Genomic DNA, 26,624 nt, shown 5'->3' on the forward strand with positions numbered 1-26,624 from the left:
CTAATTTGACTAGCCATTGGCTAAGTATGCTGCTAAATTCGCCAACTTAAGCTAAATGATATTTACTGATATAAGTAATTAAGGAGATTTGATGATTGTTGTTAGCCTTAACTGGGCAACAAACGCACGTTAATTGACACGGTTTTGTCCTGTCGACAAAGTCGTTAACTGCTGCATATTGCCCGGTCATTGAGATAACTAATACCGGGGAACTTACCTAATTTAAGTATCCCAGAATGTAATATTCAGGCGCTTTGCGCTGGGGTCACCATGACAAAATTCGATCGTTTCGCGTCAATTCGCGCGAACAAAACAACAACCGTAACGAAAACCACAACAACATCAGCATCTGCAAGTAGTGCCGCTTTGACATTGCAGCAATTGGGCTGGAATAGCGCGTTGCAAACTCAGCTTGCCGAGATAGAGCTAAACAACAGCATTGATACTCAGACCGGTATTTTGGCCAGAGTGACTAGTCATCATCGCCAACACTACCAGCTGTTATCTCCCCAAGGCGACCACAAGCTAAACATGCATCCTCAACTGCCTGCAATGACGGTTGGTGACTGGGTGATGCTTGATTCTGAACAGCAGTTCTTACAGCTGTTTGAGCGACAATCATTGTTTAGCCGTAAGGCCGCAGGCAGTAAAATTGCGCAGCAATTGATTGCCGCCAATGTTGACTGGGTGTTTATTGTCTCGTCACTCAACCAAGACTTTAATCTTAACCGTATTGAGCGCTATTTGGCACTGGTCAATGAGGCGGGCGTTACCCCTGTGATAGTGCTGACAAAACAAGACTTATGTGCCGACACGCAAGCCTACATCACTCAGTTAAGGCAGCTCGATAGTCAATTGCTTATTGAAACGGTTAATGGTCTTGATAGTGCAAGCGTTGCTGTACTTGCCAGTTATGCAAGCCGGGGTAAAACGGTTGCGTTAATTGGCTCTTCGGGTGTGGGTAAGTCGACCTTAGTTAACAGTTTGCTTGTGAAACCATCGCAACAAACCTCAGGGATTCGAGAAGATGACGCGAAAGGCCGCCATACCACCACCGGTAGATCGCTACACTTTACCGCAGGGGGCGGGTTACTTATCGACACCCCAGGGATGCGCGAGTTGCAGCTGGCAGACTGTGAACAGGGCGTGAACCATACTTTTGCAGATATCACGGCGTTAGCTCAGCAGTGCCGCTTTGCTGATTGCAGCCACCACAACGAGCCAGGTTGCGCCGTGCAGCAGGCTATAGTACAAGGGCAAATAGATGAGCGCCGTTTGGTGAGTTATCAAAAGCTCTTGCGAGAGCAAGCGCTTAACGGTGCCACAATCGCGCAAAAACGTGCCCATGGTAAGAGCTTAAGTAAGATGTACCGCCGTGTTCAAGATGATGCGCGCAGTCATAAGCGCGGTTAACGCCGCTTAGCGGGTTCAAATTATCGTCAACTTTATAGCCCCACAAGTTTAAACTTGTGGGGCTAATTTTCTCTTGGACTGTCATTTACCTGTCTCATTGAACAGTTAGATTTATTGTCAAAGTGGCGATAAAGTCTTGAGAATAATGGCTAAGTTTTCGTTTGAACATGCATTTGAGATCGATACGCTAAAACGTTTAGTGGCTAAGCATCAAAACCACTTCAGGCATCAGTCTTTATTGGATCTGCATTACCGTGGTACGCCTTTGTCTTTAACGGCCATAGAGCTGGGCAATCAACATCATTGCCCTACAGTGCTGTTTGTCGGTGGGGTGCATGGCGTTGAGCGAATCGGCGCACAAGTGGTGTTGGCTTTTCTCAATAATTTACTTAATAGACTGCCTTGGGATACACATCTACAACAGCTATTACGCCATGTCAGAATTGCTTTTCTACCTGTGGTTAATCCGGTCGGTTTTTTGCGTGGCAGCCGTGGTAATGGCAATAATGTCGACTTAATGCGTAACGCCCCCATAGACTCTGAACAACCTGTGACTTTCATGGTTGGTGGGCAGACATTTTCCCCCAAATTGCCTTGGTACCGCGGTACTAAAGTAGAGGCGGAAACCCAAGCGGTTATCGATTATGTGCAAACCCTACAACAGAGCAGCAGTAGCTTAGTGTGTTTAGATGTGCATTCAGGCTTTGGTATGGTTGATCACATCTGGTTTCCCTATGCGCATTCAAAGCAACCCTTTGAGAATGCCGGTTATATCTACCATCTAAAGCAGCTGTTTGACAAAGGTTACCCGCACCACGGCTACTATCGTTTTGCGCCACAAAATCACTTTTATCAAACCCATGGTGACATATGGGACTACCTGAGTGTTGCTAACAGCAGCGATAGCTTGTTTATTCCGTTAACTTTAGAGATGGGCTCGTGGGCGTGGGTGCGCAAAAATCCACGGCAAATTTTCAATTTCCCTGGCTATTTCAATCCACAAAAGCCCCATCGTCATGACCGTATTTTACGTCGGCACTTGATTTTGATGCAGTTCTTGATGGAATCTGCATATGCTAACGTATTGGAAAAGCTACCTGCGCAATCAGTTATGGCACTTAATCATGATGCGCAGCGGGTGTGGTACCGTTAATTCACTCAGTGCTTAGGAGCTACAATGATGCAAGTAGTGTTGCTGCGTGGCCTAATGCGAGACCAACGTCATTGGCATGGTTTTGAGCAGCGGCTTATTGATGCCGGTTGTCAGGTTTTGAGTGTCGACGTGCTGGGTAACGGCCACTATTACCAGCAGCGCAGCCCCTTGAGTATTGATGAATACGCCGAGCAAGTTGCCCGGCAAATACAGGCGCACTTTCAAGGTCAAAGTGTGCCTCAGCTGACCATAGTGGGTCTATCAATGGGAGGGATGATTGCACTGCGTTTAGCCAAGCAGCAGCCACAGATGATAAAGCAGGTTGTGCTGCTTAATAGCAGCGCCGCTAATCTCTCTGGCTGGTATCAACGCTTTCGGCTGGATCGGCTAATCGCTATTGGCGCAGCCCAGTGTTGGCGGCATGTAATGCAACAGCTTAACGCTAGAGGGAGTGCAAAAAAGGTCAGCCCAGTAGAGCGATTAGTGTTGGCACTGACCAGTCTAAAAGCGGCGAATCAAATAGATTATATTCAGCAATGGTCACAGTGGCGGACCGAGCGACATTGCCACTTTTTTAATGGTGTCAGGCAGATAATCGCCTGCGCTAAATTTAATGCCCCCAACGCACTTTCTTGCCCAATCTATGTGATGGTGGCTAACCAAGATGCCTTAGTGATGCCCAGTTGCAGCGCTGCCTTAGCCCAATTTTACCAAACCGAGCTAGTAAAGATTGACTGCTGTGGCCATGACATCAGTTTAGATCAGCCGCAATTACTGCTACAAAAAATCCTGCAGTACCAATAATCCTGCCGATGTACTGTTTATTTTTGCTAAAAAGTCTAGATATACAGATTGCTAAGGCTGATAAATATGGTGCTAGTTTAAGTGCGATACAGCACCTTGACCACATGCCAGCCAAATTTGGTCTTTACTAGGTGTGGAGTAATTAGCTCACCGGTAAAACAAACTTTATCAAACGCCGGTACCATTTGGCCTTTTTTAAACTCACCTAGGCTACCGCCCTTTTTGCCCGACGGGCAGCTAGAGTGCTTTTTGGCAAGCACATCAAACTTAGCGCCTTTATTGAGTTTTTGAATGATCTCTTCTGCGAGTTCTTTGTGTTTAACCAATATATGCAATGCTGCAGCGGTTCTTGCCATAATAGTGAAAGCCGTATTGAGCGATAGTGAGTGATCCGCTAATTATATCAGTAAAAAGCTGACCACTGCGATGTAGGTGGGGATTTTCTCACACTGTGAGACACATGCTTGGTATGAAGGATACTGTGCTGCAGTGTGCTCTAGGCTGCCTATTTAGCAGCTCGCAAAGTGGTTTTACGGTAATCAAACTGACGGTTAACGTAATTGACATCACCTAGGGTGGCTCTTTCAGCTTGTAACTGGCCCTCGTCAGACACCGCAAATTTAGCGACAGTTGCATTAACAAAATCCACCACTAGTAGCGTATCATTATTGCTTACATGCTGACTGGCAGCCTGTTGTATTTGTGGTCCAGTGCAATCGTTGCACTCTACTGTAGCGGGCATTGCCATACTCGATGAACAAGCCAGCAAGCTGGTTGCTGTAATCAAGCGTGCCATATTCAATGATTTCATAGGGACTCCTTGTTATTGGTACATCTGTTTGGTCAGACTGATTATTTAGTGTGATCTGTGTCACGTTTTTAATGTATTGAATAAAAACTCGACTGTCTAGTTTTTCACCTTAATCCATTGTTTGCTAATGTAAAGTCGACCTGAGAAATGGAAGTTGGTCGCCAATAATCAGCATTTAGCAACTGTCAATTAGCAGTCACTAAACTCTGCATAAATGGCTAATATTGATTAAACTGCAAAAATAATTACCTAGTTTGCATCTTTTTGGCGAGTGGATCGTCATTAGCACTAACTATGGCTAATGCCTGCAATTACCGGGCGTATGAAGAAGCCCACGTGTATTTACCCAAGAGGTTATGCTATGCAGCAAGTCGCATCGACGGCGTTTAAACAGTATCAGCAAGAATTGCTCGCTTACATCATTAAAAAAATTGGCCACCGAGATGATGCACAAGATATTCTCAGTGGTGTTTTCGTTAAGCTGCTACAACAGCAGACTCCGCCCAACTCGCCCATTGCTTGGCTATACCAAGTGACTAAAAACGCGATTATTGACTATTACCGCACGCGCAAGCCCAACGAGGCCTTGCCCGAAGATCTACTGCAAGAGGTCGACAAAAGTGATGCTTTTCGCGATATGAGTGAGTGCATGCGACCGATGATCATGACCTTAGATGATAAGTATCAACACGTGCTATTGCTAAGTGAGTTGGAAGGGTTCAAACATCAAGCTGTGGCGGATCAGCTTAATCTCAGTTTACCGGCAGTCAAATCTCGAGTACGTCGTGGACGCCAATTGCTGGCAAGCAGTATTCAAGGTTGCTGCGCCCCAGTAGTTAACAAAAGTGGCCGCATTGATGACTTTGATACTGAGCAGGCAAATTGCAAGGGGTGTTAAATTAGCGGCAATTATTTGCATCTTTTTTGGTTGTGCTTCGTCTATCTAAGTAAGACTCACCATGCTATTGAGCTAACTTAATTAAGAGAGACCTATGCAACCAACCAACGCCAAAAACCACACAGACAAAGCAGCTTGCTGCGCAGCTACCACAGATAAACAGCCAAGTAGCAACAGTTGCTGCACGTCTAACTGTTGTGACACAGATAATTGTTGTCAGGCAGATTGTTGCACGGACCAACAGTGCTGCACACCCGAATGCTGTCAGTCTGATTGTTGTGATCAACAGTGCTGTGCTAATGATGATTGCTGCACCGATGGCTGTTGTCCCGAACAGGCCAAGTGCTGTGCATAACCATAATCGATAATTCCCCATTTACTGCTCATTGAGCGGTCATACGGCAACCCACAATGGCTTAACGCTATTGTGGGTTGTTTTGTTTAACAATTAATTCTATTATTATCGAAATATTGCTAATACAGTTGAGTTATAACAATGGATATTGAAGTTGTTGCCAAGGCCCTCAAAGAGTTAGGTCATCCCACCCGCTTAGGGATTTATAAGCGCGTTGTTCGTGCTGGATATCAAGGTGTGGCAGTTGGTGATATACAGCAGCAACTGTCTATTCCTGCTTCGACACTCTCTCACCATATCGCCAGTTTAATGTCGGCTGGATTATTATCGCAGCGTCGAGAGGGACGAACCTTATATTGTGTTGGTGAGTTCGACAACCTAGAGCAAGTGATCGGCTTCTTACAGGATGAGTGTTGTTTTGATGAGCAAAACTGCAACTAACCCTTTGTTAAAGTTGAACTATGCTAACTTGTTTGGTGTGATATACGGGCACCAAACATCACTTCGTTACACTTCTTTTCGCAGTAAAAACAAAATAATATAACCATATCAAAGCATTAGGTTGTTCTTTTATCGCCGCCATCAATGCATATTAGATTTTTTTAATAAACATTTCCATAATTCTGGAATTATGGGTTGACTTGATATTTTTCAGGAGTATTATTTCGACAAATATCGAAATAAGTCGATAAACCGTACTAAGTCAGATCAAGGTGGGAAAAGTAATGAGTCCTGAAACATTAGCCATGGCCTACGAGGCCGCAGATATGTTTGTGTTTTTAGCGGTAGAGCTAACACTGCTATTTTTAGCGATTAGCTATTTAGTGGGCGTACTACAGATGTACATTACGCCTGAGAAAATTCAAACCATTTTAAGTTCAAAAAATGGCAAGGGGTATGTGATTGCGGCTTTATTAGGTTCAATTACACCGTTTTGTTCTTGCTCAACAATCCCTTTCTTAAAAGGATTACTGCGAGCCAAAGCTGGGTTTGGTCCTATGATGGTGTTCTTGTTCTCAAGCCCACTACTTAATCCCATTATTATTGGCTTGTTTGTCGTGACGTTTGGCTGGCAGGTAGCACTATTTTATTTTGCTGTAGCCTTGGTTGTGTCAATTATTGCTGGTTGGGCACTGGAAAAACTGGGTTTTGAACGTTATGTCAAACCAGAAGCGTATGAAGCAGCGGGTGTGAGTGGTTGTAGAGCTAGTACTGGCTGTGGCGAACCTAAGGCAAAAGCTGTCGCTTCCACTGTGTGTTGTGGTGAACCACAGCCAAAGGTAAGCAGTTGTGGTGATTCGGCCAAGGCTCCGCTGTCGGCAACGGTTGCAGAAAGCAGCTGTGGTGATTCAGCTAAATCGACACCTACGGCGACGAGTTGCGCCGCTGAAGAGGCTAAGCCGCAGGCCGCACAATCATGTTATGGCAGTGAAGATGCACCAAAGGCTACACCGAATAAGTGGCTGGCGTTATGGCATTCAACCTGGAAAGACTTTAAACAGGTGCTGCCGTACTTATTGCTTGGTATTACGTTAGGCTCATTTATTTATGGCTTTATGCCAACTGAGTTAATCGTAAAATATGCGGGTGATGGCCTATGGTATGCGATTCCTGTTGCAGCCGTTATCGGTATTCCTCTGTATATTCGTGCAGAAGCAGTGATTCCATTGAGTGCTGCTTTAGTGAAAAAGGGCATGGCGCTGGGTTCAGTTATGGCATTGATTATTGGCAGTGCAGGGGCAAGTTTGACTGAAGTGATTCTATTGAAATCGATTTTCAAGAATCAAATGATCATTGCCTTTGTTAGCGTCATATTAACTATGGCCATTGGCGCCGGGTTTATGTATCAATGGTTGTTTAGCTAACTAGCCGCTTAGTTAGCGTAAACTTAAAGCGTCTGTGGCAACACAGGCGCTTTTTACATTTTTAGCATTGGCTTGTAGCACTGCTTAGCCGTTTCCTACCAGCACTTCATTCCAGTGCTTCATCTTAGTCGTTCATCTCAACACTCAATCTCAGCACTTCATCTTAGTGCTTCATCTTAGTGCTTCATGTTATCACTTCATGTTATCAGTTAGCCTGTAAGTAAAACTAATAGGTGTTAATTGTACCTCACATAGTCAATTCGGCAATAATTCAACCAAGCTAACGAGGCAAACAATCACATTGAGGACAACACTATGAAAAAGACACTACTTGCTATCGCACTTGCTACTACCGCTACTGTTGGCATCGCCAATGCTTGTACCACCGCAGTTTACAACAATGGAGAAGCGCAGCTAACCATGCGCACAATGGATTGGTTTGGTCATGACCAAGCGGTTGTTGTCGGCACAGGTGCTGGTATCGACACCCAATACAGCGCCACTGACGGCGTAGCGACTCGCAGTAAGTTTGCTGCGCTTAAAATCGAATCTTTCAACCCTGGCATCGTCGCTGAAGCCATGAACGAGCAAGGCCTAGAAGCACGCATTTTGTATCTTGGCACTGGCGCAGGTACTGAGTTTGCGCAAGACCGAGCTGACACTAAAAATGTTGACGCAGGCATGGTGCCTACTTGGGCAGTTGATAACTTCAGCTCAGTGACTGAAGTCGTTAGCGCCCTGCAAAGTGTAGATGTGCTACCCACAGCGGTATGTGACTTACCAAATCATGAAGGTGAATGCATTTATCCACCCGTACACTACCAGTTTGCCGATGCGCAAGGTAACACTGCGGTTGTTGAGTTCATCAAAGGTGAAATGAAGATCTACACGGGTTCAGGTTCAGCTTACATGAGCAATGATCCAGCATTTGATGAGCACTTAGCGTTGGACGAGCAACAAGTTGAGGCGGGGTCGACTATCTTGCCATCAGACCGTCGCCTACGTGCCAAATCAGTGATTGCTGACATGTATGAGCGCAATGTGACTGATGCGACTAAAGCACAAAATTCAATGAAAGCCGTAGGTGCGACCGTATTTGCAGGCTACGACCAAATTGATAAATCGGTTAACGATGTCTTCCCAACATTGTGGACCAACTACACCGACCGTGATGCAAAAACTTGGACATTCGATCGCTACGACACATGGGCTGTCGAGCACTATAGCTTCGATATGTTCAACAACGACGAAGCCAAGCGAGTTGTACTGGGTGCTCACCCTGCTAACAAGTAGGCAGCCATAGTCAGTAAAGCACCGCCTAAGGCGGTGCTTTTTATTCCTCAATCATGGGAGAGTGCAACATGAAAAAACTAATGATCTTAGGCTTATTGTTAGCCAGTACTTATGCCAGCGCGGTTGATCATCAGCAGACCTATCAAACCTATGTCGATACGCAGGGCAACATTAGCCTACCTAGCGATTATTTAATGCAGGACTTTATCCACGTTGGCAGTAACACCGTTGCCGACCCGCAAACGCAAACCTTGCTTAATATCAATGCCACCTATGTACAAAAATCGGCGTTGCAGGAATATAGGCAAACTGGGCAATGGCCCGATGGCACCATGATTGTTAAATCAATCAAGTTTGTATCAGACAAAAAGTCCCTGTTGTCAGGCGATGTGCAGCATCAAACAGATCGTGATATTGAGTTTGTGATGATTAAAGACCGTGTTGGCCGCTTTCAAAATACTGCCAATAAAGCCGTATGGGGTGAAGGGTGGGGCTGGGCGCAGTTTACAGACCCCAAAGATCTAAGCCGCAACACCAATGACGATAGAAATTATTGCCAAGGTTGCCATATGCCACGCAAAAATACTGACTGGTTGTACACAGATATTTATCCGTTAATGCAGCGCTAAGTAAGGCGGGTGGTTAGGTTTACTCGGTTAACTCATCGACCAGGCAATTACCTGCCACCCCTAAAGATTGGGTCCAGCAGATCTCAACGGGCCATTCGAGTGCCCCCTCGACAAAATCGACTTGCAGTTCAACTAAACGTTGGCGCAATTCGCGGTGTAGCAGTTTTTGTGGATATAACGCGAACCCCATTCCTGAGCAGGCTAGCTCAGTGATTTGATACAGGCGATCGCAACTGACCACTTTGGGGCTGTAACGCAGCGATTCTATTAACTCAGGTGTGGCAATATTGCCTTCACTGGGTAGCAATTGTTGGTATTGGCTCAAATCGGCGCTTGAAAGCTCGCCGCGACGTTTTGCCAATGGATGGGTTGGGGCGGCCACAAAGCACCAATTGATCTTGTCGATAATTTTTGATTCCACGCCCCGTTTAGGCTCAAGGTTAGCCGGGGCGATGGTAATGTCAGCTAACTTCTGTTCGGGATTGGGCTGCAGGCTTGCCACTTCACTGTCCACCAGGTTTATCTGTAGCTCAGGGTAAGCTTCACTAAGTTGATGCAGTACTTGCTGAAATCGCGGAAAGAAGGTCAAGCCGTGCAAGGCAATGGTTAGGCTAGGTTCAACGCCTTGTTTTAATGATTGTGCTTTAAGTTCAATAGCATTGAGACGAGGCAGCAGCTCTTGTGCTTGAAAGTAGATAGCTTTGCCCGCAGCGGTCAGTATCGGCGCTTTGCCTGCAACCCGATCAAACAGGCTCAGATCTAAATCAATTTCCATATTGTTGATCATCTGATTGACCGCAGAGGCACTGACACCTAGATTGCGTCCTGCTGCGGAAAATGAGCCACTATTGGCGACTTCAACTAGGTAGCGTAATCGCTCGGTCGTCATTAACATTTTGCTGCTCTCTTTGGTTGCAATGACTCAATTAAGCCACCTAAGCAATAATTTAATATGAATCGCTGTAAATGCAACAAACTATTTAAATTGTGAATAGTAGCTGCCTTAGTAATAGCGTGACTTGCATAGATAATACTCGCAGACGTTCCATCATTGGTAATGACCAAACTGCGAGGTTTATGATGCAAAAGTTAATCCTATTGGCACTCGTTGCCACCGTTTTGGCGATGACTAGCGGTTGCGCCCAACGAAGTGACACCGGCTCTAGCGTGACTCATCGGGTACACAATCAACACTTAGGTTGTGACTTTGCTTGTCAGCGTATGAAAGATGAGCTTATTCGGCGTGACATTGAAGATAGAATCATCCTAGAAGATGCACTTGACCCACACGATGGCGCAGAGCTGTACTAAATTCGGCTTAGATATTGAATTTCATTGATTAATGGGCAAGTATTTTTGCACAGAAGCTGCTTTTCGCGTTAGCTTATTAGTCTATAGTACGTCAGCAGTGCAATATTGATTGGCAATGCAGGATTGAGGAAACACCACATGGATCCGCAAGCGTTTAAAGCTTATCGGCGTTTTATCGTTAAGTTGGGCAAGATGCTGCACAAATACGGTAGCCCATCATTTCGATTAGAGTCTTATCTGATTGAGGTTGCTAATCATTTTGGGCTCAATTCGTCGTTTATCTCAACACCCACGTCAATCATTTTCATGTTGCGTACTAGCGATCAAGAAGATGAATATCATCATGCGGTACGGATGCAGCCGGGCGAGATCGATATGGCAGCATTGTCGCTGACCGATGAAGTTGCAGCGGCATTATTGGCGGGCGAAATCAGCTTGGCGGCCGCCGATCAACGCCTTGATGAAATCGACATGATGCAGCCGCCTTACGGCAAAGTACTCACCTTATTGGCGTATTGTTTGGCATCGGGCGCGTTTGCCATGTTAATGGGCGCCAGTGTGTCAGAGATTGTCTGGTCCAGTTTGTTAGGCGCACTCACTTACATCGGTATTTTGGGGTCGCTGCAATCTGATCGATATTTAGCGATGTTAGAACCGGTCACGGCATTTGTGTCGGGTTTAATTGCCTGTGCTATCGGCTATTATCTCGACCCCGGTATTAATATCCCCATTATTGTGCTGTCATCAATCATTATTTTGATCCCCGGTTTATCGCTTACCATTGGCTTGTCTGAGCTGTCATCGCGCAATTTAGTGTCGGGCACAGCTAGGGTGATGGACTCGATTATGCAGCTATTTAAGTTGTTCTTTGGCGCATTTTTAGGCATCAGCTTGGGCTTTGCGTTATTTGGCGAGAACGTCTATCAAGCCGGTGAGTCACTACCCTATTGGGGGCGCTGGCTTGGGGTTCTGTTTTTAAGCTTAGCCTTAGTGCCCATATTCCGGATTCGGATCAAACATATCCCGTGGGCGGTTGTAGGGGCGTTTATTGCTTTTGGCGTCACGGTTTGGAGCTCGCAATATGTCACCCAAGGCGTGGGATCATTTTTGGGCGCATTCGCGCTTGGGGCGTTTGCCAATATCTTCAGCCGTATTGCCAATCAGCCGTCCAGCATTGTGGCCATGCATGCGTTAATTTTGCTGGTGCCCGGGTCGAAAACCTACATGGGGTTAGATTCGTTTATTTCCGGTAAAGATCTGGTCAACACACAAAACATGGGCCCAGAGGTGTTTATTATCTTTATGTCGCTGGTGGCGGGATTGATTTTTGCTAACGTGATAGTCCCCACACGTAAGGCGTTATAAATTCGACACAAACTAATAGGCATAAAAAAACGGCCAAGGTGCACCCACCTTGGCCGTTGTTATTTACTGGCGGTAATTATTTCACTTTCCAGTGAACCTCTTCGCCCGCAAAGAACGGCACAATTGGGTTACCGTTTGGCAAAATAATCTCGCTGGGTACTGTCCAGGTTTCTTTCACTAGGGTCACGGTTGAGGTGTTACGTGGTAATCCATAAAAATCTGGGCCATGGGTACTCGCAAAACCTTCTAGCTTATCGAGCGCGCCTAGGTCATCAAAGACTTGTGCGTATAGCTCTAGTGCACTCCAGGCACTGTAACAACCTGCACAGCCACAGGCAGATTCTTTGCGATGTTTTTCGTGTGGCGCCGAATCGGTACCCAAGAAAAACTTAGATGAACCGGTTGCCACCGCTTCGCGAAGTGCTTGCTGGTGGATGTTGCGTTTTAGCACAGGCAGACAGAAGTTATGCGGGCGCACTCCGCCAACTAATAAATCATTACGGTTAAGCAATAAGTGCTGCGGGGTAATGGTGGCCGCCACATTGTCTGAGGCGCTTGCCACAAACTCAGCTGCATCTTTAGTAGTAATGTGCTCAAACACCACTTTAAGCTGCGGGAAAGCCGCAACGATGCGAGTGAGGTTGCGCTCAATGAAAATGGCTTCGCGATCAAAAATATCGATGTGCGATTCAGTCACTTCACCGTGAACCAATAGCAACATGCCTTCTTCAGCCATCACTTCAAAAATTGGGAACAGCGCATCTAAGGCTTTAACCGCGGCATCAGAGTTAGTGGTCGCGCCAGCAGGATACAGCTTGGCGGCAACAACGCCCGCCGCTTTGGCATCAATAATATCTTGCTTAGTGGTGTCGTTGGTTAAGAAGATTGTCATCAAAGGTTCAAAAGTTGAGCCTTGTGGACGCGCCGCTAAAATACGCTCACGGTACTGATTGACCATTGCCGCATTGGTCACTGGCGGCAGGAGGTTAGGCATAACGATTGCGCGTTGAAACAGGCGGGCAGTCGCCGGCACTGTTTCTTGTAACATATCGCCATCGCGAAAATGTAGGTGCCAATCGTCAGGGGTAAGTAGGGTGATCTGCGTCATTAGAGTTCCTAAGCGGTTATTAGCGGGCCAAATTATGGCGCATATTGTGCCTGAAAACGCTTTAGCAGCATAGGCCAACTTGCTTAGTTATGACAGTTAATCGTATCGAACGAAATTGAGGGTGCGATTGTCAGTGGGGATCTGCTAATCAATATTACCATTTTGAGTCATGATATCGGTTCGAGCGCCTATGCAAAGGCGCTAGCTGCAGTGCATCTTGTCACTACCGACAGCAGCTAATTTTGCCGAGTTATTTGCCGTGCTAGTGCGGTGAGCAAAAATCAACAAAATGTTTGTCGGCTGCCTTACCCAGCTTATACATCACCAACAAACCTAAGCTCATTGCAACAAACATGGTGGCTAACATTGGCCAAAAGACAGTACCTGAAACTGCAACCACTACAGTACTCATTACTAAAATAACTAACCATAAAGTTGATAATTTCATTGTGCTATCTCCTGCTGTTTTCTGAATGCGGGGCTAGAATAACAAGCACTAGCTGAATGATTGTTGAACACCTTTTGCTAAACTTTTATCACGTGATTGCGACGACTTCCGTTACAATAGTCAGGTCCAATTACCGACAATTGAATCACTCAGTGGTAGAGCAAAAGCCGTGTTAAAACAAAAACAGTACCAACGCCAAGGGCCAGACTACCGTTTCGGCGAACAAGTGTCGTTTGTGGATGTGAAGCACACCTTTAACTTAAACCAAATCCGCATTGGCAGTTGGGTGGAAGAGCAAGAGAAACACAAAGCCGCCAATCTCATTTTTGATGCGCTTGCCGATTTAGCTTACATGCTCAAATTGCCACCCAAAGCGATCGGCTTACGGCAAACACTTAACCTAGCATTTGGTACTGGTGGACAGCAGGGGGTGCAGGCGCACTATATGCCTGCCCATCGTGAGTTGGCATTAGCTAAAAATGCAGGCGCGGGGGCATTGGCCCATGAATTTTGGCATGCGTTTGATCATTATATTGCTGCAAAGGCTTTTAGGGTTAAACCCGGTGCGATCTCCTTTGCCAGTAATGCCTGGCTAGCCGATGTGCCATTGATAGACCATCAGCTCAACCAGCGTTTATCTAGGCTGTTTGCGGTGACCTTATTAACCGACGACGGTAACGATGGCCACAACTATGTAGCGCGGGCGGTGGCGCTCGATAAGCAATATGCGCGGCAATATTTCTCTAAACCCACAGAATTGATGGCACGGGCATTTGAAGCGTGTATTGAATCTTGCAGCGATATCCGTAACCCCTACTTAGTCAACGAAACCCTTAAATCTGATCTAGCGGCAGCGGGCGGTTACCCAGACGCGCAGCATAGGCAGCAAATTTTTGCAGCACTATTGGCTTATTTTGAACCCTTAGGGGATGCCCTTGGGCGAGAAGGTTAACCGCGCCAATCAATTAGCGCGGCAGTGCTAGCCTTGTGGTGCTAGCCTTGTGGTGTCGGGCGGGGCAGAGACTTAATCAACCCAGCCTAATACATTACGGATCACCGACCAACGAGGTTGCTCTTTGCTGGCACCTTTACCTAGCATCCAGTACTCATAAAAGCGGTCCTGATGGCCATCAACTTTACGTAGCTTCTGCCAGTTATTGACGTAGTTGAGTAGCGACTGATTACTCTGTGCAACGGCGTAAGCCACCGGATAACGATTCTTGTTGGTGGGAATGGCAATTCCATAGCCGGGGAAGAACAGGGTCCACGCTGACCCCGCCTGTGCACTGATAATTAGCGCGTCATACTTGTGTTTTTTCTGGCGGAAAAAGTCTTTGTAACCATCAATTTTGACAAATTCAATGTGCGGGTACTTCTGCTTGGCATCGCTGACAATATCGCTATGCTCCACATAGGCCACCTTAATGTCTTGTAATGCCTGAATCGATTCTGCGTTTTTAAACTGACTCACCATATGATCGCGCGTGGCAATGGCTAAGGTAAGCTCCAATACTGGGTCGGCATAACTCAGCTTATCCATTTGCTCAATATCCATCGCTAGACCTGACATGGCAATATCAAAAAAGCCTGCTTCTAATGAGGCGGCTAACTGCGATTTTCTAAACGGGATAAACTCAATCTCTACCCCTAAATCTTCGGCTAGTTTAGTGGCCATGGCGCTGTCAAAGCCCACCAGTTGCGCGCCGTTGTTGTAGTAGCTAAATGGCACATTGCTGGGGATATAGCCTACTCGTAATACGCCGCGCTCGCGTATTTGCCTAACATTAGCAATTGGCTCCTGGGGCGTTTCACCTACCACTGGGAACTGGCGCTTCACTTTGGTCGGCACCTTGTCTGCCACCTGCATGTTAGCAATCACACCGCTGGTGACCTCAGGGCTGTGAATAAACATGCCCATGCCGACTCGGCAAACCAGCAAGGTTGCCACAACACTAATGGCAATACCCACTGTCATCTTAACGATTTGTGGCGGCTTAATGCGTAAACAACCTTCAAATAAACACACCGTAAGCAGTGTCAGTACAAACAGGTTCATCACCGCGGCAATCGAATTAAACTTGCCGGTAATAAAGCCAGACATCACAAACAGCTGGAACAGATCTGAGGGTAAATGTACTAAATCCAACATGAATGGAATAGCCACATACACACTGCCAAACAGTGATAATAAGCCACTTATCGACAGCGATGGAATTGCGCTCATTTCAACCGGCGTACCGTTAAACCAGCCAGCAAATAGCACAAACAAAATCACCGTTAACTTGCCGATATTGGGGAAGGTGAAGGCAATGGGGATTAGAATTTCAATCAGCGTTTCGCCGTTATCACTCAGCTTGTCATGCTCGCGCATGATCTGCTTACACTCTTCAATAATCACCGGAATAACAATAAAGATATTACCGGTGGCAAACGCCGTCACTAAGGTCGAGCGGGTAATGCTCACCGCTTGCTTGTAGGTGATGGGCGTGAGCGATGCCACAATCCAAGGCAACACCCAGAACGTCAGCAGTAAACACAACACAAAATAGGTAATGAGGTAGACCTGCATGCTGGCAAACTCTTCTACCCCCATGGTGCCAGCCGCTGCGGCTGACATGGCAAAAATACCAATAGGTAGAATCTTCACTAGCCCTTGGGTGATGCGAGAAAATATTTCTGAAGTGGTATGCATAAACGACAAAATTTGCAGTTTAGGCTCACCTTCCATGCCGATTAATGCCAGCCCCATGGCAATACTAAACACCACAATGGCAGGGACATAACCTGCGGCCATTGATTCGAACGGATTAGAGGGAATATACAGTTTAAAGTAGTTAATTGCTTCAACGGCTTCAATGCTGCTGGTACTAAAAAACGAAGCGGATTCAACAAACGGAAACGACAGCGGTACTAAAGCAATTAACACCAATGCCAGTAACCACAGCAGCGCCATAATTAAACCAGCACGGCTAAATATCATAATCGCGGTAGATTTTTGTAACTTACCAATACCGCCAACCAGTGACACCACAATATAGGGCAAAACGGTCATCTGCATCAGCAAAATGACACTGGTCCCTATGGTGCTAAGCCAGCCCACCATCTCACCAAAAAAAATCCCCACCGCAAAACCGACAAATATGGCGACAATCATCAAGCTAGAGCTTGGCATTTTTAGAATTCTTTTTATCACTTCATTACTTCCATATTGAAGTCACGCGTTCACTGCACGTGGTTAGACATCATGGCAAGCGTCCAAATCAGCAGAGCGCCACTTTGCTACTGATTGTAGCGTAAATCAGCTGAAAATTTGATAGTAAAATGTTATCGGTACGAAGATTTTTTAACGCTAGCTCAATGACATTGACGAGGTATTAACCCTCCAAGCGCGCCACGGCTAAATCAATAAAGGCGCGCACTTTGGGCGACAGATGTTTACGGCTAGGGTAGACGGCGTACACTTCTACCTGTGCTGTGGGCAAGTTGTCAAACAGCACGACCAGTTCATCATTTTTAAGCACTTCATCGAGGTAAAAGCCCGGTAAGCGGCAAATGCCGTGGTGGTTGCGCACTAGGCTAAGTTCAAAGTCGCCGCTGTCACACAAAATGCGACCGCGCACATCAACGCTAAAAGGCTCGCCCTTGGCATCGAGATACTGCCATCGGTTAGGCATTTTCAAGTTGCTATAGCTAATACAGTCGTGGTGAGCAAGCTCCATAGGGTGATGGGGCAGGCCACGTTTTTCTATATAGGTTTTTGATGCCACGGTAAGTGCGTCGCACTGATAGATCTTGCGGCCAATCAGGCTCGACTCTTCCAGCTGCGCCGAGGCTCTTATGGCTAAATCGTAGCCATCGCCAATCACATCAATGCGTTTATCATTTAAATCCATTTCTAGAGAGACATTGGGATATAAATGCAGGTATTCGGAAATAATCGGTTGTAAGTGGCTACGGCCAAAGCCCACCGGCGAGCTGATCTTTAACCGCCCCTTAGGGGTGGCATTATGGGGGGTGAGAAGTTGCTCGGCTTGTTCGGCGTCGCTCACTAAGGCGAGGCAGCGATCATAGTAGGCTTGGCCTTCTGCGGTGAGGCCAATTGAGCGGGTCGTGCGGTTAAGTAAGCGCACTCCAAGGCGGGCTTCAAGTTTACTTACCGACTTACTGACAAACGAGGTCGAATGGCCGAGGGCCTGCGCTGCGGCACTAAAACCACCTTGGTTGACCACTTCGGTAAATATCACTACCCCTTCAAATAGATTATTGTTAGTCATATGGAAACAGTGATTGTCTTTTGAGGTGATTAATTACGGTTAACTATTAATATACACTGATTTGCATTGAAAGACATTACAGCGCCAGTTACTGGCTCGCATCACTAAATTTGAGGGAATGATTATGAAACTATTAGCCTTTGCCGCCAGCAACAGCAGCCAATCAATCAACAAGCAACTTGCCACTTATGCCGCCTCGCTCGTCGCAGCAGGTCAAGAGGGAGTGGAAGTTGAAGTGCTTGATATCAACGATTACGAAACGCCGATTTTTAGCCAAGACCGTGAAGCCGAGCTAGGCCAGCCAGAACAAGCCCAGCGCTTCTTTGCCAAAATCGCTGAGGCTGACGCCATTATTATCTCGTTTGCTGAGCATAACGGCTCATACACCGCAGCCTATAAGAACCTGTTTGATTGGACCTCACGTATCGACATGAAGGTGTTTCAAAATACACCTATGGTCATGCTAGCTACATCACCAGGCCCAGGTGGTGCCAATACTGTACTGACCGCGGCAACCACAAGCGCACCGTATTTTGGCGCCGATGTGAAAGCGAGTCTTTCTATCCCTAGCTTTTTTGATAATTTCGACATGCAAAGCCAGCAGTTAAGCAATCCTGAATTGCTGGATAAACTGCAATCAGCAGTGGCAACGATTGCTTAAGGGAACATTGCAGCGTGGCTAATAGTTATGGCGGCTAATAGTTATAGCCGCTGAATGCATGATGAAGTCGCGGTGCGCTGGATTAAGCCGCGCCGCTTTGCACAATGGCGCAGCTAGCTAAGCATTTGCTTATAAAATCACAGCAGTTTATAAGCGCGCCGAGCTAAGTGCATCTAAGCTGAGCTGTTCACCCTTGGGGCTATACACGCTAATGCGGTTACGACCGTCATCTTTAGACTGATACATGGCGCTGTCGGCATCGGTGGTGAGCTGCTCTAAACTGTAGCCCGATAACTGGGTATCGGTGACCCCTAAACTGGCGCTAATGGTAAAGTCGTGCCCTGAAGGTGCGGTATCAATTTGATTAATCGCCACACGGCAACTCTCCGCTAGCTTTAAGGCAGTATGCAGATCGCAGCTTGGTAAAATCATGCAAAACTCTTCGCCGCCTAAGCGGGCAAAAATATCATTTTTGCGCCCTTGAGCTTGGCACACTTTAGCCACCTGTTTTAGCACCCAGTCACCGCAGCCGTGGCCATAGTTATCGTTAATTTGTTTAAACTTATCTAAGTCAAACAAGATGCAGCTAAGCTGGATATTGGCACTGCCACAGTATTTAAGCGCATCTTCAGCTAAGTGGGTAAAGTGGCCACGATTGTACACTTTGGTGAGCGCATCGTACTCGGCCAGCTGTTTTAGGCGTTGCTGGGTTTTCCACGACTTATAGGCCCAAAATCCCAGTAAGGTAATAATTGATATCAGCAGTGAGATAAACAAGCGGTTGTTTTCTGCTTCAGTGGTGGCCAGTTTTTGCTCCACCCGCAAGAGGTTGTTTTGCTTGTCTAACAGATCAATTTGGTTGCGCTGCTCGGTGGCTTGGTGTTGGGCGAGCTGGAACGCCAAATGCTTGGTTTTAACATCATCTAAAAAGGCTTTATCGGCAGCAGCGTACTTTTTATGGTAATCCAGCGCCAATTGATGTTCACCACGGGATTCGGCGATTTGGAACAGGATGTGATTGGCGAATGTAATCGGTCTACTGTTGCCTAGGTTTTTCGAATGCTCAAGAGTTTTAAATGCAAACTGTTCGGCACTTTCTGCTTGGCTCGACTGTAAATACGCTCTTGCAAGTAGCGAATAGTATCGGCCTAATGCTGGTGCATACTGGGTCTGCTCAATTGCTGGTAACTGAGCTTCTAACACTGCCAAGGCTTGCTGTGGCTGCTGGTTGTCGAGATACAGTTCGGCAAGGTAGCTATAAATTGCGCTTTCCATCACCACTTCATTGACGTCTTGGCAGGCGGCTAACCCCGCAGTAATTCGAGGATCATTTTCGGCAAGTTGGCCGAGTTCGAATTGGGATTCGAGCTTGAGATTATGGGCGATACAGTGATTTCTGCCGCTAGACACTAAATCAGCAAGTCGATTAGCATAATTAAAGCCCAATTCATATTGGCCAATTTGGTTATAGAATATTGATGCGACTACTAGCCCTAATTCATGTACATCTCTGCTTTTTACTGAATTTAGGTGCTGAACAAGATATGACAGATGGCTTAAACCTTGTGACCAGTTTTTTGAAATGGCATGTGAGTTAACGATTGACAAGTTGGCTCGAAATTTTAAGTCACTGTTTACATCTGCATTTAGAATGCTTGTGTAGATTTCAACAGCTCTTGCAAACTGGCCTTTAAATGATAAGCTATATGCCTGTAAATATTGAAAATATGCCCTTTGGTCGTTATCCATTTCATGTTCATGTTTACTCAATTTTTCCAGTGAATCATTGAAGTTAACAGGATCACTGCTTCTCGCTTGGTCAGCTTGCTCGAGAATTCTGTCGATAGTTTCAGTTGCATAAACTCTTTCTGGCGCAACAAAACCTATTAGTAGCAAGTTTGCCACTAATAGGAGTCTAGCAATATTAATACTCATCTTATTGGTTTAAATTACTAATTATCAACTGACTAACCTTCTTTTTCAGTGTCGTCTTTTTTATCTTCTTCTTTTGCACCATCTTTTTTTTCATCTTCAGCTGGTGCAAAAATACACTTCACATCCGGCACCACATCCAGCTCACGTTTAAGGCTGATATCATCACGATTCAGTAGCGAGGTTTTTAAGTTGTCAGACAGATCTGATTGCTCAATCGCTTGCTCAAAGCCAGTTTGGTTTTGTAACGCAGCGTTTTGACCCATTTGCTCAAGTAGTTCAATGACTGATGACATAGTATTTCCTTATTGGTTGCTATGAAAAAAGTTAGTTATTTATTGTTGCTGTTGTCTGGTACTGTGTTAAATCTTTTGCCTCAAGGGCTGGCTATAGCTTTTGCCTTAAGAGCTTGCGCCTCAAGGAAAGAGTTATAGCACTGCATGCCGCCTAAGCTGCTTTCTCAATCACCTGAGTGTTATCGTTGTTACTATCACGGCTATCACCCGCATCGTCTTCCTCTTCATGAGCTACGAGTAGGCAATAAACATCGGGGCAGACATCTAGCTGGTTTTTAACGGCCAAGCTATCGGCTTGGATGAGCGCTTGTTTAAGCTCATTGCTGATATCGGCTGAGGCAATTGCTGCCTGACGCTGTGCGGCGTCAATTTGTAAGCTGGCATCCTGTCCGAGTTGCTCAAGTAATTGGCTAATGGTTGACAAAGATTTGTTGGTTGACATAGTTTTGTTCCCTCAAGGTTATGTTGTAATGATTGCGTGGCAGGGTAACTGCCACTGTGTTGTTATTTTTCTATCGTTATTAAGCTATTTTTTTGACCACTGCAACGCTGGTTTCTGACTACTGCAACGCTGGTTTTTGGCCATGGTTTTGGCTGCCAATAGGCAAAAACATTCATGGCTATTTTACCAAGGCCAGTGTGGCTGCCGTTGGCGCAGCTGATGCTGGTTCAGCATGTGTTAATTGCTGCTCTATTTGCGCCAGCCTGTCTAATACCGCTTGATTGGGGCGCATCTTTTCACTAGGCGGAATCACTAACGTGGTATGCATATGGATATCGGCATCGGCCAGTTCGTTGATAGTGAGCCACTGTTTGCGCACGCTGTCGATGGGCAGCACCGCAGCTTCATACAAGATGACTTGATGATCGAGCGGGTATTTATCGGCGAGTAACTCTATTAAGACTTGGCGATGAGCCCTACCAGTGGCAAATTTAGTCAGGCTTTTGTCACCTGCTAGGCCAATTTGCCACAGCACTAAATAGCATGAAGGGTCGTATTGGCGTTGATAAAACATAAACTGGCTGGCTTCAAATTGCTGACAGCCGACTCGGCCAGGATCAATGCCCAAATCGGCAATTAAGCAATCTTCGGCGCTAATGCCGGGCACCATCACCGCGGGGTAGCCTTCGTTTTGGGCTATTTCAATGGATTTGTGCGGCGCGTGGGCAAATACGCCCGGGTGACCATAAAACGCGCCAACCACTTTTTTGCCAGCACGCACTTCGCTTAACATGGCCTCGACCATTTCGCGGTAGGTGATATGGCGTGATTTGCCCTCGGCATAATAAACCTGAAGTGAGCGCACATCGCTGTGCATCTCTTGCAACCACAGCTCAACCACACTATCGGATACGCCAGAGAACACCACGTCGGCTTGCTCAATGTGACTGCGCGCCAGTGGGCAGATGTGCGCCCCTAGCGTCATACCTATCCCTACGCAGGCTAAACTTCCAGACATGTTAAAACCTTAGGCAATCAATTTATTAGAATAATTTAGCAACAAAACCAAGCTGATATACATGGCAAGATACCAGTTAATGCCAAAATTTGAAACGCTATCGTGATACTAATGTTGTATAAATGTGTCTTTGTATTGGGCTTGCAGCATATAACAACTTGCTTGTCCTGTATTGGGCTGTAAATTCTGCATATCTATTTGGTAATTTAGTCTTTGGGCGATTTTTAAAATGGCCGTATTGGAAGGCTGAAAATAGGAGTACATTTTTTGCAGTTTAAGAGTATGAAGCCCGTATTCGGTTAATGCGCCAATTGACTCAAAAGCGATATGCTTACCATAGCTCTTGGGGGTTAGCATGATCCCAAACTCAGCTTGGGTGCTATCTTGTTTATTGATAGCAATATTTTGCATTCCCAGTGCTTCACCAGTGTGCTTATCTGAAATTAGCCAGACATAATGGCGCTGTGGCGTCGCGTTTAATAGCTTTAAGGCGATGGCAAAAGATTTTTCCGTTTTTTCATAGGCTAGTGTTTTGCCAATTTTTTCCATGACAACGGGGTCAGTATACAACGAGCAATACAGTGCCTTATCGCGTTCATCCAGCAGGCGCATATGCAGGCGTTGAGTCGTAAATTGATGCATGATGATTTCTCGGTTAGTTGGCCACGGTGTGCGGCTGTGGCGCGGCACTGCTAGCATTAACTTGCTGTTTGGCAAAGCGTATAACCCCATTTTGGTGGGCGCTGCGGTCAAACACCACGTAATAGCGGCTCATTAGTGGTAGCCCCAAAATGGATTGATTGGGCCAATTGGGAAATTGCGACAGCATTTTAAAGCAAGCTTTGCCTGCCGCTGGGGTATTGAGTTGCCAATAATCTTGCGGGGCAACCTCAATATAGACCGCTTGTGGTGTGTCATCTTGGCCAAAGCCAACAAAACGAAAGGTCAGTGTTGGCCAGTCATTTAATTTAAGCTCATCCATGTCGATTCCCACAAACTGTTGAGATACCGCTTTAAATGGCGCAATTTGCTGGCCAAATAGGGGGTTGATGGCATTAAGCTGCTCAACCATGGCATCAAACAGATAGCGGGTGAGCACAATGGCCGATGCACCGGTGTCGATAATGGCATTGCTGCGACCTCGCGCCGCGGGGCTAAAACTCACCCCATGGGTGTGGCTGTGAGAGTGGCTGTGGCTTTCAGTGTCGCCTGCGGCTTGCTGTTCTGCATCTGCTTGCGCTTGTTCTAGCTCTTGTTCTAGTTCGTTAGTGAGCTGCGAGTCTATCTCTTCATTGTCAGCAACCTGCAGGGCGATTAGGTTGACGTTATAGTATTTATCTTCCACCACCGAAATAGTGGCAAAGTCGCCTTGGTACAATTCAGTATGTTCTTCGCCTCCGCCCAAAATTAGCCAACCTTGGTTAAGTGGGTCTTGGCCTAACTGTTCGTAGTGATTCAGTTGTCGAGTACCATCGGCACTGGTGGCACTAGCAAGTTGTTGATTGACATGAATACTGGAACGGCGACAGTAAAAAGCAAATTTGTTAGCCGTTAAACCGTGCTGGGTGAGCTCGGTAAAATAGGGCACCACATCTTGGCTAGGTTGCTGATTTAAAAACTGCTTAAATTTACGTAAATCGTGGCTAGTAAACGGCTCTGTAGCATCTTTGGGTTTGCTGTCCGCTTGGGCTTTACCTTGATTGTCAGCGTCTGTTTGAGTGGCGCCGCCGGGCACGCAATCACACTGACCGTCAGCGCTGTTTTCAGTATCGGCATCGGGGTTGAGTATGGGGGTGAAATCTTTTGGGTCTAAAGCAATTTCATCATCGAAGGGCCAAGGGTGGGTTAACGCTGGGTTGATATCATAGTGCTCAAAATAGGGCTTGAGGTTATAGCTTTTGTTAAGCGCATGATAGGCCAGCCCCAAAATGCCATCGGCTTCGGCAAAGGTGGTTTCTTGGGCATTGCAATACACCACGGCAACCGGGCAGCTGCTCAGAACCACCGGCTGATGGGCATGTTCGTGATAGTCGTCAGTGAGATCATAATCGATGGCATTTTCACAAATCCCCACACGGGTATGCACCACAGGTCCATCCCAGCCGCCCATGCCGTATAGCACTTCTTGGGCAAAACTGGTGGGATTGAGGGCTTTGTCCTGTTGCTCGTTATAGTCGCTGCCACTAATTACCAAAGTGCTGCTGCCAGTATCTAGGATAAGGTTAACCGTATCTTGATTGGCGCCAATTGTTAACTGGGCGCTATAACCCCCGCGGGCGTAAACATTGGTGAGCGGGATTTTTAACGTGCGTGGCTTTACGGCCGCAGGTTTGGCAGGTGATGACATGTTGGCTTTCCTTGCGATTGGTATAATAACCTGCTTAACAGCTGCAAATTTAAGCAGTTAGCTTTATTCAACACTATGTTTTATTACGTATTTTTACCTAGTTTTACTGCCGCCTTCAACTGCTTTTAACCCTTTTGTTACAATTTATGACTTGGAAAGCGACCAGAGCTGCTTGTATGTTATTAGCGCTAATCAATGGCTAAACAACTGAACTTGCAAGTTACGATGCTATGGTTAGCCCATTGAAATAACAATAATAAACGATAACAACAAGGTGGAAGATACGTGGCGAAAAGCCGCTAACCTACCCCTGAGGGAAAGACATGAAGCAGCAAATCCAGCCATCAAAAACCAACAATCGCCAGTCGCTGGCCGCCATGAGCGCGGCGTTAATGCTGAGCGCCGCAGCCAGCACTGCCACCATTGCCGCGCCTGTTACCGTGATTCACGCCGGAGAGCTACTAGCGGTACCCGGTAAGTCCAGCGCTAAAGAGCAAACTGTGGTGATTAATAACGGCGTGATTGAGCAGGTTAAATCCGGTTATGTCGATGCCGCTAGTTTTGGTGATGATGTGACCTATATCGATCTGAAAAACCGCTTTGTTATGCCCGGTCTAATGGATATGCATGTGCATTTACAAGGCGAGCTAGGGCCGAAAAACGACAGCGAGAAACTGCGTATGTCTGATGCCGATGTTGCCATGCAAAGTGTACATTTTGCCAATAAAACCTTAATGGCCGGCTATACTACCGTGCGTGATTTAGGTGCCAAACCTGAGCAAATTTATGCGCTGCGCGATGGGGTTAATAAAGGCTGGATTGCAGGGCCACGTATCATTGCTTCGGGCGGGGTTTCTGTTACTGGTGGTCACGGTGATGTGGATGGCATGAGCCCAGATTTGCTGGAAAAGTACACCCAAAAAACCATTTGTGACGGCCCTTATGATTGCCGTAGCGCCACCCGCCGTGCGATTAAGTTTGGTGCCGATGTGATTAAAGTGACCTCAACTGGCGGGGTGTTGTCAGACACCAATACCGGTACTGGGCAGCAGATGGCCGATGATGAGCTAACCGAAATTGTGGCGACCGCCCATGGCTTAGGGCGTAAAGTGGCGAGTCATGCCCACGCCACCGCCGGTATTAATGCTGCACTGCGCGCCGGTGTTGATAGCATTGAGCACGGCAGCTATGCCGATAAAGAGAGTATTAAGCTGTTTAAGAAAAACGGCGCTTACTTAGTACCAACGCTGCTGGCTGGGGATACCGTGGTGCAAATGGCGCACCACTCAGACTTTATGTCAGAGGCGATTAAAGCCAAGGCTAAGCGCGTTGGCGCTGACATGACCGCTAACTTTAAAGCCATGTATAAGGCCGGGGTAAAAATTGCCTATGGCACCGATAGCGGCGTATCGCAGCACGGTAACAATGCCCAAGAAGCGGTATTGATGCATCAAGCAGGCATGACCAACAGCGATATTTTAGTCTCTGCCACCATTAACGCCGCAGATCTTGGCGGCAAGTCGGCCAAACTAGGTACCCTAGAAGCAGGTAAATACGCCGACATTATTGCCACCGACATAAGCCCGCTTGATGACATTAAAGCCTTACTTGATGTCGACTTTGTTATGAAAGGCGGCGTGGTTTACAAACAAAAATAGCTTGGTGATAAATCAAAGTTGGTTGGTGACACACCAATAATCGAGTGGTTTTATCTTCTTTGAGTAAAGGGTTGGCATTAATTGCTAACCCTTTTTTGTATCTGATTTGCAATTGTTGCCCAATGGGGCAAGGTTGGCCAACGGCACAGTGTGCCTAACAACATTGAGCGTTGTCCCGGCGGGGTATGTATTTAAAGTTAGGCTATTGCCATACACTGAAAGTGTAGTGATGCCTGCGGCAGGCGAATGTACAAGCACTTCAGTGACACGCTGTGGATATATCCCTATACGCTTGGCCATGACATCCCTGTCATGGACAGTCACAGCCGCGCTTGTACTGGATATAATTTCTCTTCGAATTTATCGTTTATTGCTCCATGAAGATGTAATAGATGGATAAGCTATTTAGATTCAACTACGGCCAGAAGCGACAAGGGCTTTCCCGTCGCGAGATATCGCCTTTCCGGCGGGGTATGTGTTTATGGTTAGGCTATTGCCATACACTGAAAGTGTAGTGATGCCTGCGGCAGGCGAATGTACAAG

The 26,624-nt window shown here is 46.5% G+C and carries 26 protein-coding genes; 13 read left to right on the top strand and 13 right to left on the bottom strand.

The features are described 5' to 3' along the window. Positions 1 to 270: 270 nt before the first annotated feature. The 3 genes from rsgA to L865_RS23545 all read left to right on the top strand — a co-directional run bounded on the left by rsgA (position 271) and on the right by L865_RS23545 (position 3,370). Complete coding sequence (gene rsgA, locus L865_RS0110610; protein WP_084632517.1) at positions 271 to 1,413, top strand: ribosome small subunit-dependent GTPase A; 1,143 nt, start codon at positions 271 to 273, stop codon at positions 1,411 to 1,413. A 145-nt stretch (positions 1,414 to 1,558) separates the two neighbouring features. Beyond that, on the top strand, positions 1,559 to 2,566 hold the full coding sequence (locus tag L865_RS0110615; RefSeq protein WP_028773221.1) for a DUF2817 domain-containing protein: 1,008 nt from the start codon (positions 1,559 to 1,561) through the stop codon (positions 2,564 to 2,566). Between the two features lie 24 nt (positions 2,567 to 2,590). After that, on the top strand, positions 2,591 to 3,370 hold the full coding sequence (locus tag L865_RS23545; RefSeq protein WP_037470978.1) for an alpha/beta fold hydrolase: 780 nt from the start codon (positions 2,591 to 2,593) through the stop codon (positions 3,368 to 3,370). 77 nt (positions 3,371 to 3,447) lie between these two features. On the opposite strand, the gene ppiC is transcribed toward L865_RS23545, so the two are convergent. Beyond that, entirely contained in the window at positions 3,448 to 3,726 is a 279-nt protein-coding gene (ppiC, locus tag L865_RS0110625) for a peptidylprolyl isomerase PpiC (RefSeq protein WP_028773222.1), read from the bottom strand. A 149-nt stretch (positions 3,727 to 3,875) separates the two neighbouring features. Beyond that, a complete protein-coding gene (locus L865_RS0110630) occupies positions 3,876 to 4,181 on the bottom strand; it encodes a hypothetical protein (protein WP_028773223.1) in 306 nt (101 codons plus the stop codon). 361 nt (positions 4,182 to 4,542) lie between these two features. Here L865_RS0110630 and L865_RS23550 point away from each other — a divergent pair, with 361 nt between their 5' ends. The 5 genes from L865_RS23550 to L865_RS23555 all read left to right on the top strand — a co-directional run bounded on the left by L865_RS23550 (position 4,543) and on the right by L865_RS23555 (position 9,221). Continuing rightward, positions 4,543 to 5,079 carry a sigma-70 family RNA polymerase sigma factor gene (locus tag L865_RS23550; protein WP_051484555.1) on the top strand — a complete coding sequence of 179 codons (537 nt, stop codon included), beginning with the start codon at positions 4,543 to 4,545 and terminating at the stop codon, positions 5,077 to 5,079. A gap of 496 nt (positions 5,080 to 5,575) precedes the next feature. Continuing rightward, positions 5,576 to 5,875: an ArsR/SmtB family transcription factor gene (locus L865_RS0110640; protein WP_028773224.1), complete on the top strand. Its 300-nt coding sequence runs from the start codon at positions 5,576 to 5,578 to the stop codon at positions 5,873 to 5,875. A gap of 284 nt (positions 5,876 to 6,159) precedes the next feature. Next, a complete protein-coding gene (locus L865_RS0110645; protein WP_028773225.1) occupies positions 6,160 to 7,299 on the top strand; it encodes a permease in 1,140 nt (379 codons plus the stop codon). Between the two features lie 315 nt (positions 7,300 to 7,614). Continuing rightward, complete coding sequence (locus L865_RS0110650; RefSeq protein ID WP_157577527.1) at positions 7,615 to 8,592, top strand: linear amide C-N hydrolase; 978 nt, start codon at positions 7,615 to 7,617, stop codon at positions 8,590 to 8,592. A gap of 68 nt (positions 8,593 to 8,660) precedes the next feature. After that, a complete protein-coding gene (locus L865_RS23555; RefSeq protein WP_051484556.1) occupies positions 8,661 to 9,221 on the top strand; it encodes a cytochrome P460 family protein in 561 nt (186 codons plus the stop codon). A gap of 19 nt (positions 9,222 to 9,240) precedes the next feature. Here L865_RS23555 and L865_RS0110660 read toward each other — a convergent pair whose 3' ends face one another. Next, entirely contained in the window at positions 9,241 to 10,116 is an 876-nt protein-coding gene (locus L865_RS0110660; protein ID WP_028773227.1) for a LysR family transcriptional regulator, read from the bottom strand. 185 nt (positions 10,117 to 10,301) lie between these two features. Between L865_RS0110660 and L865_RS0110670 the strand changes: the two genes are divergently transcribed. Both L865_RS0110670 and L865_RS0110675 read left to right on the top strand, forming a co-directional pair. Further along, entirely contained in the window at positions 10,302 to 10,532 is a 231-nt protein-coding gene (locus L865_RS0110670; protein ID WP_157577529.1) for a hypothetical protein, read from the top strand. 138 nt (positions 10,533 to 10,670) lie between these two features. Then, positions 10,671 to 11,897 carry a threonine/serine exporter family protein gene (locus tag L865_RS0110675; RefSeq protein ID WP_028773230.1) on the top strand — a complete coding sequence of 409 codons (1,227 nt, stop codon included), beginning with the start codon at positions 10,671 to 10,673 and terminating at the stop codon, positions 11,895 to 11,897. A 76-nt stretch (positions 11,898 to 11,973) separates the two neighbouring features. On the opposite strand, the gene pyrC is transcribed toward L865_RS0110675, so the two are convergent. Beyond that, on the bottom strand, positions 11,974 to 13,005 hold the full coding sequence (pyrC, locus tag L865_RS0110680) for a dihydroorotase (protein ID WP_028773231.1): 1,032 nt from the start codon (positions 13,003 to 13,005) through the stop codon (positions 11,974 to 11,976). A 262-nt stretch (positions 13,006 to 13,267) separates the two neighbouring features. Further along, positions 13,268 to 13,453 (bottom strand): hypothetical protein, encoded by a 186-nt coding sequence (locus L865_RS0110685; protein ID WP_028773232.1) that lies wholly within the window; start codon positions 13,451 to 13,453, stop codon positions 13,268 to 13,270. Positions 13,454 to 13,622: 169 nt separating this feature from the next. Here L865_RS0110685 and L865_RS0110690 point away from each other — a divergent pair, with 169 nt between their 5' ends. Then, complete coding sequence (locus L865_RS0110690; protein WP_028773233.1) at positions 13,623 to 14,405, top strand: CLCA_X family protein; 783 nt, start codon at positions 13,623 to 13,625, stop codon at positions 14,403 to 14,405. Positions 14,406 to 14,477: 72 nt separating this feature from the next. On the opposite strand, the gene L865_RS0110695 is transcribed toward L865_RS0110690, so the two are convergent. Together L865_RS0110695 and L865_RS0110700 are read right to left on the bottom strand one after the other, a co-directional pair. Further along, entirely contained in the window at positions 14,478 to 16,646 is a 2,169-nt protein-coding gene (locus L865_RS0110695; RefSeq protein WP_028773234.1) for a cation:dicarboxylate symporter family transporter, read from the bottom strand. Positions 16,647 to 16,827: 181 nt separating this feature from the next. Further along, on the bottom strand, positions 16,828 to 17,727 hold the full coding sequence (locus L865_RS0110700) for a LysR family transcriptional regulator (protein ID WP_028773235.1): 900 nt from the start codon (positions 17,725 to 17,727) through the stop codon (positions 16,828 to 16,830). A 124-nt stretch (positions 17,728 to 17,851) separates the two neighbouring features. Here L865_RS0110700 and L865_RS0110705 point away from each other — a divergent pair, with 124 nt between their 5' ends. Continuing rightward, positions 17,852 to 18,388, top strand: coding sequence for an NADPH-dependent FMN reductase (locus L865_RS0110705; protein ID WP_028773236.1), 537 nt, complete (start codon positions 17,852 to 17,854; stop codon positions 18,386 to 18,388). Between the two features lie 147 nt (positions 18,389 to 18,535). On the opposite strand, the gene L865_RS23560 is transcribed toward L865_RS0110705, so the two are convergent. From L865_RS23560 to L865_RS0110735, 6 genes are all read right to left on the bottom strand, one after another. After that, entirely contained in the window at positions 18,536 to 20,323 is a 1,788-nt protein-coding gene (locus L865_RS23560; protein ID WP_051484557.1) for a tetratricopeptide repeat-containing diguanylate cyclase, read from the bottom strand. Positions 20,324 to 20,355: 32 nt separating this feature from the next. Beyond that, positions 20,356 to 20,616, bottom strand: coding sequence for a hypothetical protein (locus L865_RS0110715; protein WP_028773237.1), 261 nt, complete (start codon positions 20,614 to 20,616; stop codon positions 20,356 to 20,358). Positions 20,617 to 20,767: 151 nt separating this feature from the next. Further along, positions 20,768 to 21,058 carry a hypothetical protein gene (locus tag L865_RS0110720; RefSeq protein ID WP_028773238.1) on the bottom strand — a complete coding sequence of 97 codons (291 nt, stop codon included), beginning with the start codon at positions 21,056 to 21,058 and terminating at the stop codon, positions 20,768 to 20,770. A gap of 178 nt (positions 21,059 to 21,236) precedes the next feature. After that, positions 21,237 to 22,076, bottom strand: a complete 840-nt coding sequence (locus tag L865_RS23565; RefSeq protein WP_051484558.1) for an SAM-dependent methyltransferase — start codon at positions 22,074 to 22,076, stop codon at positions 21,237 to 21,239. 108 nt (positions 22,077 to 22,184) lie between these two features. Continuing rightward, entirely contained in the window at positions 22,185 to 22,718 is a 534-nt protein-coding gene (locus L865_RS0110730; protein ID WP_028773239.1) for a GNAT family N-acetyltransferase, read from the bottom strand. Positions 22,719 to 22,731: 13 nt separating this feature from the next. Next, positions 22,732 to 24,423: a pepsin-like aspartyl protease gene (locus L865_RS0110735; RefSeq protein WP_028773240.1), complete on the bottom strand. Its 1,692-nt coding sequence runs from the start codon at positions 24,421 to 24,423 to the stop codon at positions 22,732 to 22,734. 377 nt (positions 24,424 to 24,800) lie between these two features. On the opposite strand from L865_RS0110735, the gene L865_RS0110740 reads away from it, so the two are divergent. Then, positions 24,801 to 26,081 carry a metal-dependent hydrolase family protein gene (locus tag L865_RS0110740; RefSeq protein ID WP_028773241.1) on the top strand — a complete coding sequence of 427 codons (1,281 nt, stop codon included), beginning with the start codon at positions 24,801 to 24,803 and terminating at the stop codon, positions 26,079 to 26,081. Positions 26,082 to 26,624 lie beyond the last annotated feature (543 nt).

Source organism: Shewanella waksmanii ATCC BAA-643 (assembly GCF_000518805.1).
Classification (GTDB): Bacteria; Pseudomonadota; Gammaproteobacteria; order Enterobacterales; family Shewanellaceae; genus Shewanella; species Shewanella waksmanii.

Bases quoted from the DNA above. Each gene is read 5' to 3' on its own strand.
- rsgA (WP_084632517.1), top strand. From the start codon at position 271: ATGACAAAATTCGATCGTTTCGCGTCAATTCGCGCGAACAAAACAACA.
- L865_RS0110615 (WP_028773221.1), top strand. From the start codon at position 1,559: ATGGCTAAGTTTTCGTTTGAACATGCATTTGAGATCGATACGCTAAAA.
- L865_RS23545 (WP_037470978.1), top strand. From the start codon at position 2,591: ATGATGCAAGTAGTGTTGCTGCGTGGCCTAATGCGAGACCAACGTCAT.
- ppiC (WP_028773222.1), bottom strand. From the start codon at position 3,726: ATGGCAAGAACCGCTGCAGCATTGCATATATTGGTTAAACACAAAGAA.
- L865_RS0110630 (WP_028773223.1), bottom strand. From the start codon at position 4,181: ATGAAATCATTGAATATGGCACGCTTGATTACAGCAACCAGCTTGCTG.
- L865_RS23550 (WP_051484555.1), top strand. From the start codon at position 4,543: ATGCAGCAAGTCGCATCGACGGCGTTTAAACAGTATCAGCAAGAATTG.
- L865_RS0110640 (WP_028773224.1), top strand. From the start codon at position 5,576: ATGGATATTGAAGTTGTTGCCAAGGCCCTCAAAGAGTTAGGTCATCCC.
- L865_RS0110645 (WP_028773225.1), top strand. From the start codon at position 6,160: ATGAGTCCTGAAACATTAGCCATGGCCTACGAGGCCGCAGATATGTTT.
- L865_RS0110650 (WP_157577527.1), top strand. From the start codon at position 7,615: ATGAAAAAGACACTACTTGCTATCGCACTTGCTACTACCGCTACTGTT.
- L865_RS23555 (WP_051484556.1), top strand. From the start codon at position 8,661: ATGAAAAAACTAATGATCTTAGGCTTATTGTTAGCCAGTACTTATGCC.
- L865_RS0110660 (WP_028773227.1), bottom strand. From the start codon at position 10,116: ATGTTAATGACGACCGAGCGATTACGCTACCTAGTTGAAGTCGCCAAT.
- L865_RS0110670 (WP_157577529.1), top strand. From the start codon at position 10,302: ATGCAAAAGTTAATCCTATTGGCACTCGTTGCCACCGTTTTGGCGATG.
- L865_RS0110675 (WP_028773230.1), top strand. From the start codon at position 10,671: ATGGATCCGCAAGCGTTTAAAGCTTATCGGCGTTTTATCGTTAAGTTG.
- pyrC (WP_028773231.1), bottom strand. From the start codon at position 13,005: ATGACGCAGATCACCCTACTTACCCCTGACGATTGGCACCTACATTTT.
- L865_RS0110685 (WP_028773232.1), bottom strand. From the start codon at position 13,453: ATGAAATTATCAACTTTATGGTTAGTTATTTTAGTAATGAGTACTGTA.
- L865_RS0110700 (WP_028773235.1), bottom strand. From the start codon at position 17,727: ATGACTAACAATAATCTATTTGAAGGGGTAGTGATATTTACCGAAGTG.
- L865_RS0110705 (WP_028773236.1), top strand. From the start codon at position 17,852: ATGAAACTATTAGCCTTTGCCGCCAGCAACAGCAGCCAATCAATCAAC.
- L865_RS23560 (WP_051484557.1), bottom strand. From the start codon at position 20,323: ATGAGTATTAATATTGCTAGACTCCTATTAGTGGCAAACTTGCTACTA.
- L865_RS0110715 (WP_028773237.1), bottom strand. From the start codon at position 20,616: ATGTCATCAGTCATTGAACTACTTGAGCAAATGGGTCAAAACGCTGCG.
- L865_RS0110720 (WP_028773238.1), bottom strand. From the start codon at position 21,058: ATGTCAACCAACAAATCTTTGTCAACCATTAGCCAATTACTTGAGCAA.
- L865_RS23565 (WP_051484558.1), bottom strand. From the start codon at position 22,076: ATGTCTGGAAGTTTAGCCTGCGTAGGGATAGGTATGACGCTAGGGGCG.
- L865_RS0110730 (WP_028773239.1), bottom strand. From the start codon at position 22,718: ATGCATCAATTTACGACTCAACGCCTGCATATGCGCCTGCTGGATGAA.
- L865_RS0110735 (WP_028773240.1), bottom strand. From the start codon at position 24,423: ATGTCATCACCTGCCAAACCTGCGGCCGTAAAGCCACGCACGTTAAAA.
- L865_RS0110740 (WP_028773241.1), top strand. From the start codon at position 24,801: ATGAGCGCGGCGTTAATGCTGAGCGCCGCAGCCAGCACTGCCACCATT.